Origin of the sequence: Pseudomonas sp. Irchel 3H7 (assembly GCF_900187605.1) — a bacterium.
Lineage (GTDB): Bacteria > Pseudomonadota > Gammaproteobacteria > Pseudomonadales > Pseudomonadaceae > Aquipseudomonas.
This window is the reverse complement of record NZ_FYEA01000012.1, coordinates 140,910-160,516: the sequence shown is the minus strand read 5'-3', so window position 1 is coordinate 160,516 and position 19,607 is coordinate 140,910. Positions and strand designations below refer to the sequence as shown.

Here is a 19,607-nt window from a genome sequence, read left to right as displayed (position 1 = left end):
GCAGGAGCGAGCAATGCTCGCATATTGCGGATTGCGAGTCTGCGGGCCTGGCCGTTCGACCAAAACCTGCAGACTCGCTCCTACAAATCGCCGATCACTTGGTGGCGGCGCCATCCGGTACAAACACGTAGCCCACGCCCCAGACGGTCTGGATGTAGCGCGGCTTCGATGGATCCGGCTCGATCATGCGGCGCAGACGGGAAATCTGCACATCGATGGAACGCTCGAGGGCATCCCACTCGCGGCCACGGGCCAGGTTCATCAACTTGTCGCGAGTCAGCGGCTGACGTGCGTTCATCACCAGAGCCTTGAGTACCGCAAACTCACCGGTGGTGAGCATGTGCACTTCGTCGCCGCGTTTCAGTTCGCGGGTGGCCAGCGACAAGACGTAATCACCGAACGTGACGTTTTCGTCTTCACTGCCCGGTGCGCCTGGTACCGGTGTGGCCTGACGACGCAACACGGCTTTGACGCGGGCCATCAGTTCGTCCGGGTTGAACGGCTTGGCCAGATAATCGTCGGCGCCCAGTTCCAGGCCCTTGATGCGGCTCAACTCATCGCCCTTGGCGGTGAGCATGATGATCGGAATCTGGTTGTTCGCGCCACGCAGACGGCGGCAAGCGGTCAGACCGTCTTCGCCGGGCAGCATCAGGTCGAGGACGACCAGATTGAAAACTTCACGCGACAGCAAACGATCCATCTGTTCGGTGTTCGGTACGGTGCGGGCACGGTAGCCCTTGCTGACGAAAAAACGCTCCAGCAGGCTGCTCAGGCCCGGATCGTCGTCAACGATGAGAATTTTTTCGCCTTCAGCAGTTTGTGCAGTGCTGCTCATTGGATGCTCCTTTTAGCTCGGCGCGCATTATGGCGTAGCTGCCGTTATACGCACCGTGTGCATTGTTAGCAGATTTTTCCTTCACTGCCAGAAAACCGGGGTTTATGCCTACAGACTGCAACGCCCCCGAACGACAGAACGCTGGTTATAATGCGCGGCGTTTTGTGCCAGGCAACGTCTGAATCGTTACCGCAGGTGGCAGGCTTTTTTCCTGCCGAGCGCAGTAATTGTTCGATTTCACGGGTCAATGGGCTGCCTTTTGACCCAGGCAGCGGCAATTTTCTAGCCGCTCAACCAGACTCCGGGCCTTTATTTCCGTGCCTGCGAGCCTGCTTTCACAATATGTCAGGTGGTTTTATGGACAGCATCAACAGCCGCATTGCCGAGGAACTCGGTGTACGCCCACAACAGGTCGAAGCGGCCGTCGCGCTACTCGATGAAGGCTCTACCGTTCCCTTCATCGCCCGTTACCGGAAAGAAGTCACCGGCAGCCTCGATGACACCCAGTTGCGTCATCTGGAAGAACGTCTGCGCTACCTGCGAGAACTCGACGAACGGCGCATCAGCATCCTCGCCAGCATCGAAGAGCAAGGCAAACTCACCCCTGCCCTCGAGCGCGACATCAAACTCGCCGACACCAAGACCCGCCTCGAAGACTTGTACCTGCCGTACAAGCAGAAGCGCCGCACCAAGGGCCAGATTGCCCTGGAAGCCGGCCTCGGCGACTTGGCGGACGGCCTGTTCAACGACCCGAACCTGAACCCGGAAACCGAAGCCGCACGCTTCGTCGACGCCGAAAAAGGCGTGGCCGATGTCAAAGCCGCCCTCGAAGGCGCCAAGTACATCCTCATGGAGCGCTTCGCCGAAGACGCCAGCCTGCTGGAAAAACTGCGTAACTATCTCAAGCAGGAAGCGACCCTCAGTGCCCGCGTCATCGCTGGCAAGGAAGAAGAAGGCGCCAAGTTCCGCGACTACTTCGAACACGACGAACCGCTGAAAAGCATGCCGTCGCACCGCGCGCTCGCCATTTTCCGTGGCCGCAACGAAGGCATCCTCAGCTCCGCGCTGAAAGTCGGCGATGAACTGCCGGGGACCATGCACCCGTGCGAAGGCATGATCGGCCAGCAATTCAACATCCAGAACCAGAACCGCCCGGCCGACAAATGGCTCGGCGAAGTGGTGCGCTGGACCTGGAAGGTCAAGCTCTACACGCATCTGGAAACCGACCTGCTCGGCGAACTGCGTGACGGCGCCGAAACCGAAGCGATCAACGTGTTCGCCCACAACCTGCACGACTTGCTGCTGGCCGCCCCAGCAGGCCCGCGCGCGACTCTGGGTCTCGACCCGGGCCTGCGTACCGGTTGCAAAGTGGCCGTGGTCGACTCGACTGGCAAGCTGCTGGATCACGCCACGGTTTACCCGCACGTGCCGCACAACAAGTGGGATCAGACCATCGCCATTCTGGCCGCCCTGTGCGCCAAGCACTCGGTTGACCTGATCGCCATCGGCAACGGCACCGCCAGCCGCGAAACCGACAAACTGGCCATCGAGCTGATCAAAAAGTATCCAGCGATGAAGATGACCAAGGTCATGGTTTCCGAAGCGGGTGCATCGGTGTACTCGGCGTCGGAACTGGCGGCCAAGGAATTCCCGGATCTGGACGTGTCGATCCGTGGCGCCGTATCCATCGCTCGTCGTCTGCAGGATCCACTGGCAGAACTGGTGAAAATCGATCCGAAATCCATCGGTGTCGGCCAATACCAGCACGACGTGTCGCAGTTGAAACTGGCGCGTGGCCTGGACGCAGTGGTCGAGGATTGCGTGAACGCCGTCGGCGTTGATGTGAACACTGCTTCGGTAGCACTGCTTGCGCGGATCTCCGGCCTCAACGCGACGCTGGCGCAGAACATCGTGACGCACCGCGATGAGCACGGCGCCTTCAAAACCCGCGCGGCGCTGAAAAAAGTCGCACGTCTGGGCGAAAAAACCTTCGAACAGGCCGCCGGTTTCTTGCGCGTGATGAACGGCGACAACCCGCTGGATTCGTCGGCGGTTCACCCGGAAGCCTATCCGCTGGTGCAGCGCATTGCCGCTGAAACCGACCGCGACATCCGCTCGCTGATCGGTGATGCAAGCTTCCTCAAGCGTCTGGATCCGAAGAAATTCACCGACGAAACCTTCGGCCTGCCAACCGTCACCGACATCATCCAGGAACTGGAAAAACCCGGCCGCGACCCGCGTCCGGAGTTCAAGACTGCCGAGTTCCAGGAAGGCGTCGAAGATCTGAAAGACCTGCAACTGGGGATGATCCTCGAAGGCGTGGTGACCAACGTGACCGCGTTCGGCGCATTCGTCGACATCGGCGTGCATCAGGACGGTCTGGTGCACATTTCGGCGCTGTCGGAGAAGTTCATCAAGGATCCACGTGAAGCGGTGAAGGCCGGTGACGTGGTGAAAGTGAAGGTCATGGAAGTCGACATCCCGCGCAAACGCGTTGGCCTGTCGATGCGCATGGGCGACACCCCGGGCGAGAAAATCGACGGTGCCCGTGGCTCGCGTCCGGGCTCGGCGCAACGCCAGCCTTCGAACAACGCACCACGCAAGGAAACCGCGACCGCAGCGCCAGTGAACAACGCGATGGCCTCGCTGTTCGCCAACGCCAAGCAGTTGAAGAAACGCTGATGGAGATTCCGGCCGGGCTCGTCGAGAGCGCGTTTTTCAAGCTGTTGGGCTGCCGCCTGCACAGCCTGGAAACCGGGGTGGCGCAAGTCGCCCTGGTGCTGGAACCGGAACTGCGCAATCGCGGCGGCAAATTGCACGGTGGCGCGCTGTTCAGTCTGGTCGACATCGCCATGGGGCTGGCCTGTTCCAGCACCCACGGCTTTGATCAGCAGAGCGCGACCATCGAGTGCAAGATCAACTATATCCGCGCCGTTTCCGACGGTGAGGTGCTGTGCACGGCGCGGGTGATTCACCCGGGCCGCCGCACGTTGGTGGTCGAAGCCGACGTGATGCAGGGCGACAAACTGGTCGCAAAAGCGCAAGGCACGTTCGCTGTCCTGTAGCTAGACGCCATCAATTTGAGTTAATTTCGGCGCAACGAATCCTGTGGGAGCTGCCGCAGGCTGCGATCTTTTGATTTTGTTTTTCAATAGCAAGATCAAAAGATCGCAGCCTGCGGCAGCTCCTACAGGTATGTGTGCGGCTGACCGGCTAGAAAAACCAGGCGATAACGCCAGTTTCAACTTCACCCTTGTAGACCGTCCTGCCCACCCCCATATTGGGGCGACTGACGCGTGAAGGAATCCAAATTGAGCGAACTTCTCAACCGCCGCCTGGCTCTGCTCGGCGAGCGCGCTAACCTCTCTCTGCTCGAGCAGTGCCTGCACGGTATCGAACGTGAATGCCTGCGCGTGACCAGCGAAGGTCGCCTGGCGCAAACGCCGCACCCCGAAGCCTTGGGTTCCGCGCTGACCAACGAACAGATCACCACCGACTACTCCGAGTCGCTGCTGGAATTCATCACGCCCGCCCTGCCGGATCCGGCTGATACCTTGGCGAGCCTGGACAAGATTCACCGTTTTGCCTACAGCAAACTCGGCAACGAGTACCTGTGGAGTCCATCGATGCCGTGCCCGTTGCCGGCCGAGGAAGACATCCCGATCGCCTATTACGGCACCTCCAACATCGGTCAGCTCAAATACGTCTACCGCAAGGGCCTGGCCCTGCGTTACGGCAAGACCATGCAGTGCATCGCCGGGATTCACTACAACTTCTCCCTGCCGGAAAAGCTCTGGCCGCTGCTGCGCGAGACCGAAGGGTTTGTCGGCACTGATCGCGATTTTCAGTCGTTTTCCTACATCGCGCTGATCCGTAATTTCCGTCGTTACAGCTGGCTGCTGATGTACCTGTTCGGTGCATCGCCTGCGCTGGACGCCGGTTTCCTGCGTGGTCGTTCGCATCAGCTGGAACAGCTCGATCCGGACACCTTGTATCTGCCGTACGCCACCAGCCTGCGCATGAGCGACCTCGGTTACCAGAGCAACGCCCAGGCCGGTCTGACCCCGTGCTACAACGATCTGGCGAGCTACACCGACAGCCTGCGCAAAGCCGTGGCCACGCCGTACGCGCCGTACGTTGAAGTCGGCACGCACCAGGATGGCGAGTGGGTGCAACTCAACACCAACATCCTGCAGATCGAAAACGAGTACTACTCCAACATCCGCCCGAAACGCGTGACCTACACCGGCGAGCGGCCGATTCAGGCGCTGGTGGCCCGTGGCATTCAGTACGTCGAAGTGCGTTGCCTGGACATCAACCCGTTCCTGCCAATGGGCATCGACCTCACCGAGTCGCGCTTCCTCGACGCGTTCCTGCTGTATTGCGCGCTGAACGATAGTCCGCTGCTGACCAACACGTCGTGCGGCAACGCCACATCGAACTTCCTCAGCGTGGTCAAGGAAGGTCGTCGTCCGGGTCTGCAATTGCAGCGTGACGGTGAGTCGGTGGAGATGAAGACCTGGGCAGCCGAACTGCTGGAACAAATTGCTCCATTGGCGGCGTTGCTGGATCAGAGCCATGGCGGTGATGCGCACAGCAAGGCGCTGGATGCACAACTGGCCAAGGTCAACGACCCGTCCCTGACGCCATCCGCGCAAGTGCTGGCGGCGATGGCTGAGCACAAGGAAAGCTTTGCGCAGTTCTCGTTGCGTCAGAGCCAGGCGCATGCCGAGTTTTTCCGTAGTGAGCCTTTGGCGGCGGATGAGCAGGCGAAGTTCGAGGAGCTGGCGCGTACGTCGCTGGCAGCGCAGGCTGAGCTGGAGCAGAACGAGGTGGGGGATTTTGACGTGTTTGTTGGGTCGTATCAGGCGAGTATTTTGGCGATCAGCAACTGAAGAGCCCCTCACCCTAACCCTCTCCCAGAGGGAGAGGGGACTGACCGTGTTGTCAGTTCGAGCTACACCGACCTGAACGACCAAGTCGAACTCAGGATTTGAAAAGCCCCCGATCTGCTCCCTTTCCCCCTCTCCCATTGGGAGAGGGCTGGGGTGAGGGGCTGGATCTCAATGACACAACTTTTCTCGAACACATCTCCCGCTTAGATTTTTCCACTCATAAGCTCATTCTAAAAAGTTATTTATTTACTGATTCTTAGATCATTTAGTCTCCTTTCACGCCGACGCTCGGTCGCCTGATATGGAGCTGTTCAATGAAACTGAATTTCCCGCTTCGCCTGCTCGCCGTAGCCTCCTTGGCTGCCGCAAGTTTCCTGGCTCAGGCCGCCGACCTCACCGTCGCCTACCAAACCACTGTTGACCCGGCAAAAGTCGCTCAGGCCGACGGCGCTTACGAAAAAGCCACCAAAGCCGACATCGCCTGGCGCAAGTTCGATAACGGCGCCGACATCATCGCCGCCATCGCCTCCGGTGACGTGCAGATCGGCTACCTCGGCTCCAGCCCGCTGACTGCCGCGATCACCCGCAAAGTCCCGGTCGAAACCTTCCTCATCGCCACGCAGATCGGCGCCGCTGAAGCACTGGTCGCTCGCGACGGTTCCGGCATCAAGACCCCGCAAGATCTGATCGGCAAGAAAATCGCCGTGCCGTTCGTGTCCACCGGTCACTACAGCCTGCTCGCCGCGCTGAAACACTGGAACATCGATCCAGCGAAAGTCACCGTGCTCAACCTCGCGCCGCCAGCGATCATCGCGGCGTGGAAACGCGGTGACATCGACGCCACTTACGTGTGGGATCCGGCGCTGGGCGTGGCCAAGGAAAACGGCAAAGTACTGATCACTTCCGGCGAGCTGGCCAAGTTCGGCGCGCCGACTTTCGACGCGTGGATCGTGCGCAAGGACTTCGCCGAGAAGCATCCGGAAATCGTCACCGCCTTCGCCAAGGTCACCCTCGACGCCTACGCCGACTACCGCAAAGACCCGAAAGCCTGGCTCGCCAATCAGTCCAACGTCGACAAACTGGTGAAACTCTCCGGCGCCAAGGCCAGCGACATTCCGTTGCTGCTGCAAGGCAACGTCTACCCGCTGGCGGCGGATCAGGTCGTCAGCCTCGGCGCGCCGACCACCAAAGCCATCACCGACACCGCCGCGTTCCTCAAGGAGCAAGGCAAGGTCGAAGCCGTTCTGCCGGACTACGCGCCGTACGTCAGCGCCAAATACATCACCAACTGATCGGGAGTTAACTGCGATGGCCTTGCTACAGCTGGAGCGCATCAGCGCACAGTACCCGGGCAGCCCGACACCGGTGCTGGCGGATATTTCTCTGACCCTGGGGCCTCAGCAATTGCTGGTCGCCCTCGGCCCGTCCGGCAGTGGCAAGACTTCGCTGTTGAACCTGATTGCCGGTTTCGTCGAACCGAGTGCCGGGCGCATCACCCTCGACGGCGTACCGGTCAAAGGCCCGAGCGCCGAACGTGGCGTGGTGTTCCAGGACGATGCTTTGCTGCCCTGGCAGGATGTGTTGGCCAATGTCGCGTTCGGTCTGGAACTGGCTGGTGTCGCCAAAGACAAGCGCGAAAAGATCGCCCGCGAAATGCTCGCACTGGTTGACCTCTCCGGTTTCGAAAGCCGTCGTATCTGGCAGCTTTCCGGTGGCCAGAAACAACGCGTCGGCCTCGCCCGCGCCCTCGCCGCTGATCCGCGCGTATTGCTGATGGACGAACCCTTCGGCGCCCTCGACGCGTTCACCCGCGAACAGATGCAGGAGTTATTACTGCAAGTCTGGCAGCGCACGGCCAAGCCGGTTTTCCTGATTACCCATGACATTGAAGAAGCGGTATTCCTCGCCACTGACCTGATTCTGCTCGCGCCGAATCCGGGGCAGATCGTGGAGCGTCTGCACTTGGACTTCGGTCAGCGTTACGCCGCCGGTGAGTCCGCCCGCGCGATCAAATCCGATCCGCGTTTTATCGAAACCCGCGAACACGTGCTGAGCAAAGTGTTCTCGCAACGCAGCGCCGGGCAACGGCAGGAGCGCGCATGAGCAGTTACGACGTTTCCTCGGCGGCGGTAAAACCCGCCACCGTGTCGGTGGCGATTCCGCTGCGCCGCAGCCTCAGTACACGCTGGATAAGCCTGCTGACGTTGTTCGCTTTGTTGGCCATCTGGTGGGCGGTGACTGCTACTGGATTGATCGAACCGCTGTTCCTGCCACCCCCCTCCGCCGTGCTGCAAAAGGGCTGGTTGCTGGCGACCACGGGCTATATGGATTCGACGTTGTGGCAGCACCTCGGCGCGAGCCTGAGCCGCATCGGTCTGGGCCTCGGTTTTGCGATTCTGACTGCCGTACCGGTGGGCATCGCGATCGGCGCCAACCGTATCGCCCGTGGCGTGCTCGATCCGCTGATCGAGTTCTACCGCCCTATTCCGCCGCTGGCTTATCTGCCGCTGATCGTGATCTGGTGCGGCATCGGCGAGTTGTCGAAAGTGCTGCTGATTTATCTGGCGATTTTCGCGCCGATTGCCATCGCTACTGCCACCGGCGTGCGCACGGTTGATCCAGCGAAATTGCGTGCGGCGCAGTCGTTAGGTGCGACGCGTTTGCAGCTGATTCGTCATGTGATTTTGCCGAGCGCGTTGCCGGACATTTTGACGGGCGTGCGCATTGGTCTGGGGGTTGGTTGGTCGACGCTGGTCGCGGCTGAACTGATCGCCGCCACCAGCGGTTTGGGCTTCATGGTGCAGTCGGCCGCGCAATTCCTGGTCACCGATGTGGTGGTGCTGGGGATTCTGGTCATCGCCCTGATCGCCTTCACCATGGAAATGGGCCTGCGCGCCCTGCAGCGCAAACTGGTGCCGTGGCACGGCCAGGCCCACTAAAGCATTTTTTGAATCACCCCCTGTAGGAGCTGCCGCAGGCAGCTCCTACAGGGGGTGATTATCCGGAATTTAAGAGAAAGACCATGAGCAGCCTCAACATCACCCCGTTAAGCTCGGCCCTAGGCGCGCAAATCAGCGGCGTCGACATCAGCCAGCCGTTGACCCTGGAACACCGCGACGCCATCGAACAGGCGCTGCTCAAGTATCAAGTGTTGTTCTTCCGCAACCAGCCAATCGAGCCTTCGCAACAGGCACGTTTCGCCGCCTATTTCGGCGACCTGCACATTCACCCGATCTACCCAAACGTACCGGAACAACCGGAAGTGCTGATCCTCGACACCGCCGTCACCGACGTGCGCGACAACGCGATCTGGCACACCGACGTGACCTTCCTGCCGACACCTGCGATGGGCGCCGTGCTCAGTGCAAAGCTGTTGCCGGAATTCGGTGGCGATACCTTGTGGGCCAGCGGGATTGCAGCTTATGAAGCGCTGTCAGCGCCGCTGAAAGGCTTGCTCGAAGGGCTGACCGCGACTCACGATTTCACTCGCTCGTTTCCGCTGGAGCGCTACGGCAATACGCCTGAAGCGCTGGCGCAGTGGGAAGAAGCTCGACGCAAGAATCCACCGCTGTCGCACCCGGTGATTCGTACGCATCCGGTCAGCGGGCGGCACTCGTTGTTCGTCAATGAAGGGTTTACGTCGAAGATCAATGAGCTGTCGGAAACCGAGAGCGAGGCGATTCTGAAGTTTCTGTTTGCCCACGCGACGCGGCCGGAATTCACCATTCGCTGGCGCTGGCAAAAGGACGACATTGCGTTCTGGGATAACCGCGTGACGCAGCATTACGCGGTGGATGATTATCGGCCGGAGCGGCGGGTGATGCAGCGGGCGACGGTGTTGGGGGATGTGCCGTTTTTTCGTTGAGACGTTTTAAAGCCAAAAGCCCCTCACCCTAACCCTCCCGAAACGTCGGACCGCCCCGAGGGAGAGGGGACTGACCGAGGTGTTTGTACGAGCTACATCGACCTGAAATGTCGGGTTGAATTCAAGTTTTGAAAGGCATGAAGATCTGCTCCCTTTCCCCCTCGCCCGCCTGGGGGAGAGGGCTGGGGTGAGGGGGTTGGATCTTGCTGACCCAACCCAATCTTCATCACTCCGCCGTCGAAGGCTTCTCCCAAAGATTGATCCCGCCCTCTTGGGCAAACCGGTCAATCTCTGCCAACTCTTCAGCACTGAAACTCAAATTCTTCAACGCCCCGACGTTCTCGATAATCTGCTCCGGCCGGCTCGCACCAATCAGCGCCGACGTCACCCGAGGATCGCGCAGCGTCCACGCCAACGCCAATTGCGCCAGGCTCTGGCCACGACGCTTGGCGATTTCATTCAACGCCCGCACATGAGCAATGTTGGCCTCGGACAGGTGCGAAGCCTGCAACGAACCACCGCCCGGACGATTGACCCGCGCATCCGCCGGCACGCCATTGAGGTATTTGTCGGTGAGCAGACCTTGCGCCAGTGGAGTGAAAGCAATCACGCCAGTACCGAGTTCATCGGTGGTATCCAGCAGGTCTTTTTCCACCCAGCGATTGAGCAGGTTGTAAGCCGGCTGATGAATCAGCAGCGGCACTTTCCACTCTTTCAACAGCGCCGCGATCTCACGGGTTTTCACCCCCGAGTACGACGAGATACCGATGTACAACGCCTTGCCCTGCTGCACGGCTGTAGCCAGGGCGCTGGCGGTTTCTTCCAGCGGGGTGTCCGGGTCGAAGCGGTGCGAATAGAAGATATCCACATAGTCCAGACCGAGGCGTTGCAGGCTCTGGTCGAGGCTGGCCAGCACGTATTTACGCGAGCCACCGCCCTGGCCGTAAGGGCCGGGCCACATGTCCCAACCGGCCTTGCTGGAGATGATCAGTTCGTCGCGGTACTGCTTGAAGTCTTCGCGCAGCAGACGACCGAAATTGATCTCGGCGCTGCCATACGGCGGGCCGTAATTGTTGGCCAGGTCGAAGTGGTTGATACCCAGATCAAACGCTGTGCGCAGCAAGGCGCGCTGGGTGTCGATCGGCGTGCTGTCGCCAAAGTTGTGCCACAGACCCAGCGACAGCGCCGGCAGTACCAGACCACTGCGCCCGACGCGGCGGTAAGGGATGGAGTCGTAGCGGTTTTCGGCAGCGGTGTAAGTCATCGAATCCTCTCTTGTCTGTCTTGAAATGGGTGTCGACTTCATCGCTAGCAGGCTAGCTCCCACATTGGAATGCAGTCTCCTGTGGGAGCTAGCCTGCTAGCGATTGGGTGCTACAAAAATCTATTGCCGGGTCGAGCCAGGCCAAGGTTCTCGCGCAACGTCCGGCCTTCGTATTCAGTTCTGAACAACCCACGTCGTTGCAGTTCCGGGACCACGCCATTGGCGAAGTCTTCGAGACCGCCCGGCAAGTGGGGTACCAGCACGTTGAAGCCGTCCGCCGCGCCCTGTTCGAACCACTCCTGCAAGCGATCAGCGATCTGCTCCGGCGTACCAACCAGGCTGTAATGCCCACGCCCGCCGGCTATCTTGCGACCGAGCTCGGCAAGGCTCAGGTTCTCCCGCCCCGCCAATTCCGTCAGCAATTTCTGCCGGCTCTGCTGACCGTTTTCCGTCAGCGGCAAGTCCGGCAACGGCCCGTCCAGCGGGTACTTCGACAAATCGAAGTTACCCAGCATACGCCCAAGCAAGGCAACGCCAACCTCGGGTTCGACTAATTGCTGAAACGTTTCACATTTTTCCTGTGCTTCGGCTTCGCTGCCGCCGACCACGACAAAAACCCCGGGCATGATTTTCAGCGAATCGGCGCTGCGCCCGTACTTGGGCAGACGTCCCTTGAGGTCGGCGTAAAACGCTTGGGCACTGGCCAGCGAAGTCTGTGCGGTGAACACCACTTCAGCGGTTTGCGCCGCCAATTCGCGCCCGGTTTCCGAAGAGCCAGCCTGAACAATCACCGGTTGCCCCTGCGGCGAACGCGCAACGTTCAGCGGACCTTTGACCCTGAAGTGTTCACCAACGTGATCCAGCACATGCAGTTTCGACGGGTCGTAATACGCCCCACTGGCCTTGTCGCGCGCAAACGCATCATCCTCCCAACTGTCCCAAAGCCCGGTCACTACCTGATGAAATTCGCGCGCACGGCTGTAGCGTTCGGCATGGCCGATATGCTCATCACGACCAAAATTCAGCGCCTCGGCAGCATTGTCCGAGGTCACCAGATTCCACCCCGCACGGCCACCGGAAAGGTGATCGAGCGAAGCGAATTTGCGCGCCACGTGATACGGCTCGTTGTAGCTGGTGGTCGCCGTGGCGATAAGGCCGATGTGCTCGGTCACCGCACTCAAGGCCGCGAGCAACGTCAGCGGTTCAAAATGATCCGACCGCGCCATACGACTGGCGATGTCCTGAGTCGGCGCGGCGACGCTGTCAGCGACAAACAACGCATCGAACTTCGCCGCCTCGGCAATCTGCGCCAGTTGTTTGTAGTGGGTGAAATCCAGGCCGGCGTTGGCCGGCACCTCCGGATGACGCCACGCCGCCACGTGGTGCCCGGTGGCCATGAGAAACGCGCCGAGTTTCAACTGTCTGCTCATCTCAAAAATCCTTGCGCAGTTGCACGCCGAAGTAGCGCTCGTCATCCCGTGGCACGGCGCGATAAATGTAATTGCCGCCGCTGGCGAGCAATGGCGAATAGGACTTGTCGGTGAGGTTCTTGCCCAGCAGCGCGACGCGCCAGCCGTTGCTGTAATCGGCCAGAGCGACGCTGGCGTTCCACAGGCCGTAGGCGCCCTGCTTGGTGTCGGGATTCTGGCTGATGTCGTACTGCACTTCGCTCTGCCAGCTGTAGTCGGTGCCGAGTTCGATATCCAGACCGTTATCCAGCGGGATGCTGTAGTCGGCGCGCACGTAGCTTTTCCAGTCCGGGCTGAACGGCAGCGGTTTGCCGTTAACGTTGCACGACGCCGCCGCGCCCGCCGGGCAGGCGAATTCGTCGATGCGCGCGCGGGTGTAAGCCAGCGCTCCGGACAGCTTCAATTGCTGAGTGGCCTGCAAGGCGTAATCGAGTTCGACGCCTTCGGTACTGACACTGCCGGCGTTGATCAGACGCGTCACAACCTGGCCGGCGACGGTGTCGAAGAAGTTCGCCTGATAGTTGTCGTACTCGCTGTGGAACACCGCGAGGTTGGTGGTCAGGCGATTGTTCCAGCTCGTCGCTTTGATCCCCGCTTCCCAGGTGTTGGAGGTTTCCGGTTTCAGTGCTTCGGTATCACGCGGCTGCATATTGAAGAACACGTTGTAGGCCGGGCCTTTGTAACCGCGCGAATAGGTCAGATACGTAGTGACGGCGTCGCTCAAGTCGTACTGCACACCGAGGCGGCCGGACCAGCCGTCTTCGTCGACAGAACCTGAGCTGCTGGTCGCCGGTTGGATACCGCTGACCGTGGTCGCGGAGGTCGAAACGCGGCGGTGATCGTATTCGAGATCATCGTGGGTGTAGCGCAGGCCGGCGATGCCGCGAAAGTCCGACGTGAAGTTCAGCGTGCTCTCCCCGAACACCGCATAGCTGTCGCTGCTGGTGCTGTAATCAGCGACGCCGCGATCGGTGCGCGTGGTCGTTGTCAGCGTGCGCTGATAGGTCTCGTCGTCCTTGCCGTGCATGTAGAACAGACCGCCGACGTATTCGAGGAACTCGCCCTTCGGCGAGGCCAGACGCAACTCTTGCGAGTATTGATCGAAGGCCAGATCGCCCTTGTCCGCGGTGCCGGGGAACGCGGCGGTCACTGTGCCGAGACGGTCGCCGTCCTGATATTGGGTGTTGTCCCAGCCACGCCATGCGGTGATCGACGTCAGGGTGTATTCGCCCAGTTGCCAGTCGAGTTGGCCGGACAGACCTTTGTTGATGTCCTCAACGTGTGAGCGGGTGTCGGTGTTGATGTCACGGTTGTGGCTGCTCGCATTGACCGGGCTCAGCGCATTGGCGAAGGCCGGGGTCAGCGACTTGCTGACAACGCCATTGGGACCGTCGTCGTGGGACTGCATGTAATCGGCGATCAAGGTGAAGGTGACGTCGTCATTCGGGGTGAATTCGAGTTTTCCGCGCACGCCACGATGGTTGTAGCCGTTGACCTCTTGACCGTTGTGTTGGTTGTCGACGTTGCCGTCGTAGGTGCCGAACAGCGTGCTGATCGAGCCTTTCAGCGTGTCCGGTATCAGGCTGCCGCCAATGCCGAAACGGGTGCGGCTTTCGTTGCCGCTGTAATACGACTGATCGATGTAACCGTGCGTCTCGGCGGTGGGTGCCTTGCTGGTGATGTTGAGTACACCGGCCGAAGCGTTTTTGCCAAACAGCGTGCCTTGCGGACCACGCAATACTTCGACGCGTTCCAGATCCAGCAGATCGAGCGTGGACTGCCCCGGCCGCGCATACACCACGCCATCGATCACCGTCGCCACGGTCGGCTCGACGCCAGGCGAGGTGGAAATCGTACCGACGCCGCGCACGAATAACGAGGTGTCCTTGTTCGATGCGCCGGTGCGGAAATTCAGCGACGGCACTTGCTGGACGATACTGGCCACGCCGTTGCGGTTGTCGCGCTCAAGCTGTTCGCCGTCGATCACCGAGACCGCCACGGGCACTTTTTGCAGCGACTCTTCGCGGCGCGTGGCGGTGACGGTCACCGATTTGAGAGTCGGCTCCTGATCACTGCTCTCGGCAGCGAATGCGTTAGGCAGCGGCAGTGCCGCCAACCCCGTGAATAACCAGCCAGCCGCACGGATCGACTGCGCCAGTGTGTGTGTCGCCCCAGGAATGTTGTGCATGTTTGCCCGCTCGAAATTAGCCCTTAACCGCTGCCGTTCTGCGACGACAGCGCCTGAATCGGTGTCTTGGGCATTCGCTCGAGCGAGTAGCAGACAGCGCGCTTTGTTAGCGCTACCATCGACAGTATTGGCAAGCCGCACATAGAGCGTCCAATACTGAAAAATTACTTTTATATGCGATTTGGTTTTTAAGAAGGATCGAGCCTTGAGCGAAGAAAAACCCCGCAAACGCCGTGGCGCCGGACGCGTGACCTTGAATGCTGTGGCACGTGAGGCTGGGGTTTCGGCGATTACCGTGTCGCGCTATTTCAATCAGCCCGAACAGGTTTCGCCCGAGCGCCGCGAGCGGATTGCGACGGTGGTGGCGGAGTTGGGTTACGTACCGAATCTGGTGGCCGGCGGATTGGCTTCGGCGCGGGGCAAAATCGTCGGCATGGTCATCCCGAACATCTCCGGGCCGATCTTCGCCAATACCATTCAGGGTTTCAGCGATACGCTTAGTCGCCATGGCTATCAGCTGTTGCTGGCGTCGAGTTACTTCAGTACCGAGCAGGAAGAAAACGCCGTGCGCGCGTTTCTCGGCTGGTCGCCGGCGGCGCTGGTGCTGACCAGTCACTTTCACAGTGCCGGCACGGAAAAGATGATCGCCGAAGCGGATATTCCGGTGATTGAAACCTGGGATTACCAGCCGGATCGTGAGCCGATGCAGATCGGCTTTTCGCATTTTGAAGTGGGCGTGACGGCCGCCAGATATCTACTCGGAAAAGGCTACCAACGTATCGCCTTCGTGCAGAACAGCGCTGCGGGCGACTTCAGCGCACTGGAGCGCCGCGACGGTTACGCGGCGACCTTGCGCGAATCCGGCCTAGATCCTTGGGTCTTCGCCCCTGACGCTGATCGCGCACCATTCGAGGCCGGCAAACAGGCGATGGACGCCCTGATGAGCGCCTCAGCGCGCCCCGACGCGATCATCTTCGCCAACGACAACCTCGCCGCCGGCGGCCTGCTCGCCGGGCAACGCGCGGGTTTGAAAATCCCAGAAGACTGTGCCGTTCTCGGCTTCGGCGATTACCCGTTCGCCGAGATGCTGCTACCAAGTCTGAGCACAATCAAACCACCGGCACTGGAGATCGGCGTACTGGCTGCAACCCGCGTACTGGAAAGCCTTGGCGTGTTGCCGAGCGACGAGGTGCAGCGGCTGAATCTGTTGCAGTGCCAAGTGATCGAACGGGAAAGCATCTGAGGAATATGGCAGAGGCTGGATTGGCTATGCTCTAAAGAACACCGAGGTGGCCCTTTCGCGAGCAGGCTCGCTCCCACAGGGATTTCCTGTGTACATGAAATTTATGTCCAGCCGAGTTTCATTGTGGGAGCGAGCCTGCTCGCGAAGGGGCTCTTCCCGGCACTGCACCTCCATCAGGCAGAACGCCCCATGCACACCGCCATCATCATTTTCTTCGGCCTGGTCCTGCTCGCGCTGATGCTCTACATCGGCGAGCGCATCGGTTTCAGCCGCCAGACCATGGCCTACGGCTTCGCCGCCCTGTGGCTGGCATTGACGGTGATTAATGGCGCGGTGGGAGTGGTGCATGCCGGCCAGTCCGTGGGTTCGGAAATAGCGATTGGCAGTGCGGTGTTCGGTGTGCCGGTGGCGGCAATGGTGTTGTTCATGGTGCTGAGCGCCGAGTCCTGAACGGACCCGACGCTCAGGCGTCGATCAACGTACCAAGTGCAGGAACTGCATGTGGCGTTCGTACTGGTCGAGGATGTCGTTGATGATCTGCTCTTTGGTGTAACCGACCAGATCGTAGTCCTGACTGCCCTCGCTCAAATGCACTTCGGCGCGGTAGTAGCGACGATTGTTGAGCTGCTTCGAGCCCATCCCGCCACGCGCGAACGACGGTGTGAAGTAACCGCGCATCTGTACCTGATAGATGAACGGATGCGCATCACCATGGCCGATTTCCAGGCTGACGCTGTCATTCGCCGGATCCGGCTGGGTGACCACGTTGAGGCCTTTCTCGACGAACACCGCCGTCACTTCTTCAATCGCCGGACGCACCGTGGTGTCCATGAAGCGGTACACCTCGTCCCGCGACGGGAAGTGCACAGCCTGACTCAAGCGCTGGCGCCAGCCGCCCGTGCCGCGCCGCGAACCGGAGACCGGTGCCAGCGAATGCAACTGCGCGATCTGTTTCTGCGACTCCAGATAGAACGCCTTGTGCAGGCCCCACATCATCAGCAACAGAATCAGCGAGAACGGCAACGACGTCAGTACCACCGCTGACTTCAGTGCATCGATGCTGCCGGAGAACAGCAGCGCACTGGTGATCAGCGCGGTCATCGCGCCCCAGAACACCCGCAGCCATTTCGGCCCGTCTTCGTCCGGGTTGCCACCCTTGGCCGACAACGTAGAGAGCACCACGGTGCCGGAGTCGGCAGACGTGACGAAGAACACGAAGCTGATAAACACCGTCACAGCGATGACGGTTTTGCTCCACGGATACGTTTCCAGCAGCAGGTAAATGCTCATCGACGGGTTGTCGATGGCCGACATGCCCAACGCGCTCATGCCGTGATTGAGCACTTGATCGAGCGCGCTGTTGCCGAAAATCGACATCCACGCGAGGGTGAAACCGAGCGGAATCAACAACACACCGAAAACGAATTCGCGGATGGTGCGGCCACGGGAAATCCGTGCGATGAACAGGCCCACAAATGGCGACCATGCAATCCACCAGGCCCAGTAGAACACTGTCCAGCCACCGAGCCAGTCGCTCGGTTTGTCGTAGGCGTAGAGGTCGAAACTCTTCATCGGCAAGGCGCCGAGGTAGTCGCCCAAGTTCTGGATCAGGGTGTTGAGCAGGTGCTGGGTTGGCCCGGCGAACAACACGAACAGCAGCAGCGCACAGGCCAGCAGCATGTTGATGTCGGACATCACCCGCACGCCTTTATCGACGCCGGAGACGGCCACGATGATTGCCGCGCCCATCATCAGCGTGATCAGGCCGACCTGAATCCACTGGGTGTGCGCGATACCGAACAGGTAGTCGAGACCGGAGTTGAGGTGCAGTACCCCAAAACCCATGTCGGCACCCAGACCGAACACCGTGGCGATGATGCCGAAGCCATCCACCGCGTAACCGATCGGGCCGTTGATGCGTTTGCCGATCAGCGGATACAGCGCCGACCGCAGGGCCAGCGGCAGGTTGTGGCGGTAAGCGAAATAGGCCAGCGCCATGCCGACGAAGGCAAACACGCCCCAGCCATGCAGGCCCCAGTGCAGAAACAGAATCTGCATGGCCTGACGCGCCGCATCCGCCGTACCCGCCTCACCTTGCGGTGGCTGCAGCATGTGGGTCAGCGGTTCAGAGACGCAGAAGAAGAACAGCGTGATGCTGATCCCGGCGGCGAACAGCATGCCGGCCCAGGACAGGTAACTGAATTCGGGCTCGTCGTGGTCGGCACCGAGTTTTATCTTGCCGTAGCCGGATAAGGCGGTGACCACCACGAAGACCAGATACAGGGTCATCGCGAGCATGTAATACCAGCCGACCGTATTGGCCGCCCAGTTTTGCGCTTCCAGCAGCCAGGCGCCGGCCTGCTCAGGCATGGCGATAACAACGAGACCAAACAGCAGAATGACCGTCGCGGCGAAGTAGAACACCGGCGGATTCATGCGCACCAGACCGCTGGCGGGGGTAGACGATGCACTCATGAAACGTGCACCTCGAGGGGTTGAAACGTGGCTGAAATGATCGGACTCAGCAAAGGCAAGCCTCCTGTTGTGAGCGGGCAGCGAACCACCGGTTTAACTTGAATGAACGTTCAAGTTAAACATGGATGGGGTGGTAAGGACTAATCGTACGGCTAGGCGGTAGTTTTCCTACGCTAGCTCAAGGATGGGTATGACGTGGGTTTGAGGGTATTCGTTCAATAGCCCCTCACCCTAGCCCTCTCCCGGAGGGAGAGGGGACTGATTGGGGGATATTTGGGAGATACGCCGACATGATCCTGCTGTACCGAATCCATCATCGACTCGGTGTTTCAGGTCGATGTATGACGCAAGACACCTCGGTCGGCCCCCTCTCCCTCCGGGAGAGGGCTGGGCGGGCGGCGTTCCGATGAGGGACGCTTTTAATAGCCCTACTTCTGCGTCCCGTCATCATGCTGCAAATTCGCCTGAGTCAGATTGCACCCCGCCGGCACACTGCGCGTCAGCCACACATTGCCGCCAATGGTCGACCCCTTGCCAATGGTGATCCGCCCGAGAATCGTCGCCCCGGCATAAATCACCACATCATCTTCAACGATCGGATGACGCGGATGACCTTTCTGCAACTGCCCGTCTTCATCCGCCGGGAAGCGTTTGGCGCCCAACGTCACGGCCTGATAAATCCGCACGCGCTCACCAATGATCGCGGTCTCGCCGATCACCACACCCGTGCCGTGATCGATAAAGAAACTACGGCCGATCTGCGCGCCCGGATGGATATCGATACCGGTCGCCGAATGGGCGATTTCCGCGCTGATCCGCGCCAGCAGCGGCAGCCCGGCACGATACAAATGATGAGCGAGGCGATGGTGAATCACCGCCAGAATCCCCGGATAGCACAGCAGCACTTCATCAACACTGCGCGCTGCCGGATCACCGTGATAGGCCGCCAACACATCGCTGTCGAGCAGCGCGCGCAGGCCCGGTAAAGCCAAGGCAAAATCCTGCACGATCTGAATGGCGCGGGCCTCGACTTCAGTATCGGCCTGCGCGCTGTGGCGGGCAACGTAACGCAGCTCCAGACGGGTCTGCGCCAGCAGCGCATTCAACGCCACATCAAGGGTGTGGCCGACGTAAAAGTCTTCGCTTTCTTCACGCAGATCCACTGGCCCCAGACGCATCGGGAACAACGCCCCACACAGTGCTTCGAGAATCTCCGCCATCGCCGCCCGCGACGGCAACTCGCGACCACCCTGCTCGCCGGACGCCCGGCCGTTCTGTGCCCGCCACTGATCCCGCGCGCTGCGCAGTTGACTGACGATGGTCTGCAATTGCCAATGGCTGGAACGCTCGCTCACGGTAAAGACTCCTCACGG

The 19,607-nt window shown here is 60.3% G+C and carries 15 protein-coding genes; 9 read left to right on the top strand and 6 right to left on the bottom strand.

What is annotated here, in order from left to right:
- Positions 1-94: 94 nt before the first annotated feature.
- Positions 95-835 carry a two-component system response regulator OmpR gene (gene ompR / locus CKW38_RS22735; protein WP_007917928.1) on the bottom strand — a complete coding sequence of 247 codons (741 nt, stop codon included), beginning with the start codon at positions 833-835 and terminating at the stop codon, positions 95-97.
- A 357-nt stretch (positions 836-1,192) separates the two neighbouring features.
- Between ompR and CKW38_RS22730 the strand changes: the two genes are divergently transcribed.
- The 7 genes from CKW38_RS22730 (at position 1,193) to tauD (ending at position 9,595) form a co-directional block, all read left to right on the top strand.
- Complete coding sequence (locus CKW38_RS22730; RefSeq protein WP_095113936.1) at positions 1,193-3,517, top strand: Tex family protein; 2,325 nt, start codon at positions 1,193-1,195, stop codon at positions 3,515-3,517.
- The gene (locus CKW38_RS22725) at positions 3,517-3,900 is read left to right on the top strand and encodes a PaaI family thioesterase (protein ID WP_007917925.1); all 384 of its coding nucleotides are present in this window, start codon (positions 3,517-3,519) and stop codon (positions 3,898-3,900) included. Before CKW38_RS22730 ends, CKW38_RS22725 begins: the two co-directional genes overlap by 1 nt.
- Positions 3,901-4,146: 246 nt before the next feature.
- The gene (gene gshA / locus CKW38_RS22720) at positions 4,147-5,730 is read left to right on the top strand and encodes a glutamate--cysteine ligase (protein ID WP_095113935.1); all 1,584 of its coding nucleotides are present in this window, start codon (positions 4,147-4,149) and stop codon (positions 5,728-5,730) included.
- 314 nt (positions 5,731-6,044) lie between these two features.
- Positions 6,045-7,022, top strand: coding sequence for a taurine ABC transporter substrate-binding protein (gene tauA, locus CKW38_RS22715; RefSeq protein WP_095113934.1), 978 nt, complete (start codon positions 6,045-6,047; stop codon positions 7,020-7,022).
- A 16-nt stretch (positions 7,023-7,038) separates the two neighbouring features.
- Positions 7,039-7,833: a taurine ABC transporter ATP-binding subunit gene (gene tauB / locus CKW38_RS22710; protein WP_007917917.1), complete on the top strand. Its 795-nt coding sequence runs from the start codon at positions 7,039-7,041 to the stop codon at positions 7,831-7,833.
- Entirely contained in the window at positions 7,830-8,669 is an 840-nt protein-coding gene (gene tauC / locus CKW38_RS22705; RefSeq protein WP_095113933.1) for a taurine ABC transporter permease TauC, read from the top strand. The genes tauB and tauC overlap by 4 nt, the downstream gene beginning before the upstream one ends.
- An 83-nt stretch (positions 8,670-8,752) precedes the next feature.
- A complete protein-coding gene (tauD, locus tag CKW38_RS22700; protein WP_095113932.1) occupies positions 8,753-9,595 on the top strand; it encodes a taurine dioxygenase in 843 nt (280 codons plus the stop codon).
- Positions 9,596-9,821: 226 nt separating this feature from the next.
- Here the strand turns inward: tauD and mgrA are convergent, their stop codons facing one another.
- From mgrA to CKW38_RS22685, 3 genes are all read right to left on the bottom strand, one after another.
- Positions 9,822-10,859 carry an L-glyceraldehyde 3-phosphate reductase gene (mgrA, locus tag CKW38_RS22695; protein ID WP_007917913.1) on the bottom strand — a complete coding sequence of 346 codons (1,038 nt, stop codon included), beginning with the start codon at positions 10,857-10,859 and terminating at the stop codon, positions 9,822-9,824.
- Positions 10,860-10,969: 110 nt separating this feature from the next.
- The gene (locus CKW38_RS22690) at positions 10,970-12,289 is read right to left on the bottom strand and encodes an LLM class flavin-dependent oxidoreductase (protein ID WP_095113931.1); all 1,320 of its coding nucleotides are present in this window, start codon (positions 12,287-12,289) and stop codon (positions 10,970-10,972) included.
- 1 nt (position 12,290) lies between these two features.
- Complete coding sequence (locus CKW38_RS22685; RefSeq protein ID WP_095113930.1) at positions 12,291-14,516, bottom strand: TonB-dependent receptor; 2,226 nt, start codon at positions 14,514-14,516, stop codon at positions 12,291-12,293.
- A gap of 205 nt (positions 14,517-14,721) precedes the next feature.
- Between CKW38_RS22685 and CKW38_RS22680 the strand changes: the two genes are divergently transcribed.
- Together CKW38_RS22680 and CKW38_RS22675 are read left to right on the top strand one after the other, a co-directional pair.
- The gene (locus tag CKW38_RS22680) at positions 14,722-15,759 is read left to right on the top strand and encodes a LacI family DNA-binding transcriptional regulator (RefSeq protein ID WP_095113929.1); all 1,038 of its coding nucleotides are present in this window, start codon (positions 14,722-14,724) and stop codon (positions 15,757-15,759) included.
- A 189-nt stretch (positions 15,760-15,948) separates the two neighbouring features.
- Positions 15,949-16,209, top strand: a complete 261-nt coding sequence (locus CKW38_RS22675; RefSeq protein WP_093440654.1) for a hypothetical protein — start codon at positions 15,949-15,951, stop codon at positions 16,207-16,209.
- Between the two features lie 24 nt (positions 16,210-16,233).
- Here CKW38_RS22675 and betT read toward each other — a convergent pair whose 3' ends face one another.
- Positions 16,234-18,195, bottom strand: a complete 1,962-nt coding sequence (gene betT / locus CKW38_RS22670) for a choline transporter BetT (RefSeq protein ID WP_163030199.1) — start codon at positions 18,193-18,195, stop codon at positions 16,234-16,236.
- A gap of 467 nt (positions 18,196-18,662) precedes the next feature.
- Positions 18,663-19,589 (bottom strand): serine O-acetyltransferase EpsC, encoded by a 927-nt coding sequence (epsC, locus tag CKW38_RS22665; protein ID WP_007918747.1) that lies wholly within the window; start codon positions 19,587-19,589, stop codon positions 18,663-18,665.
- Between the last annotated feature and the right edge of the window lie 18 nt (positions 19,590-19,607).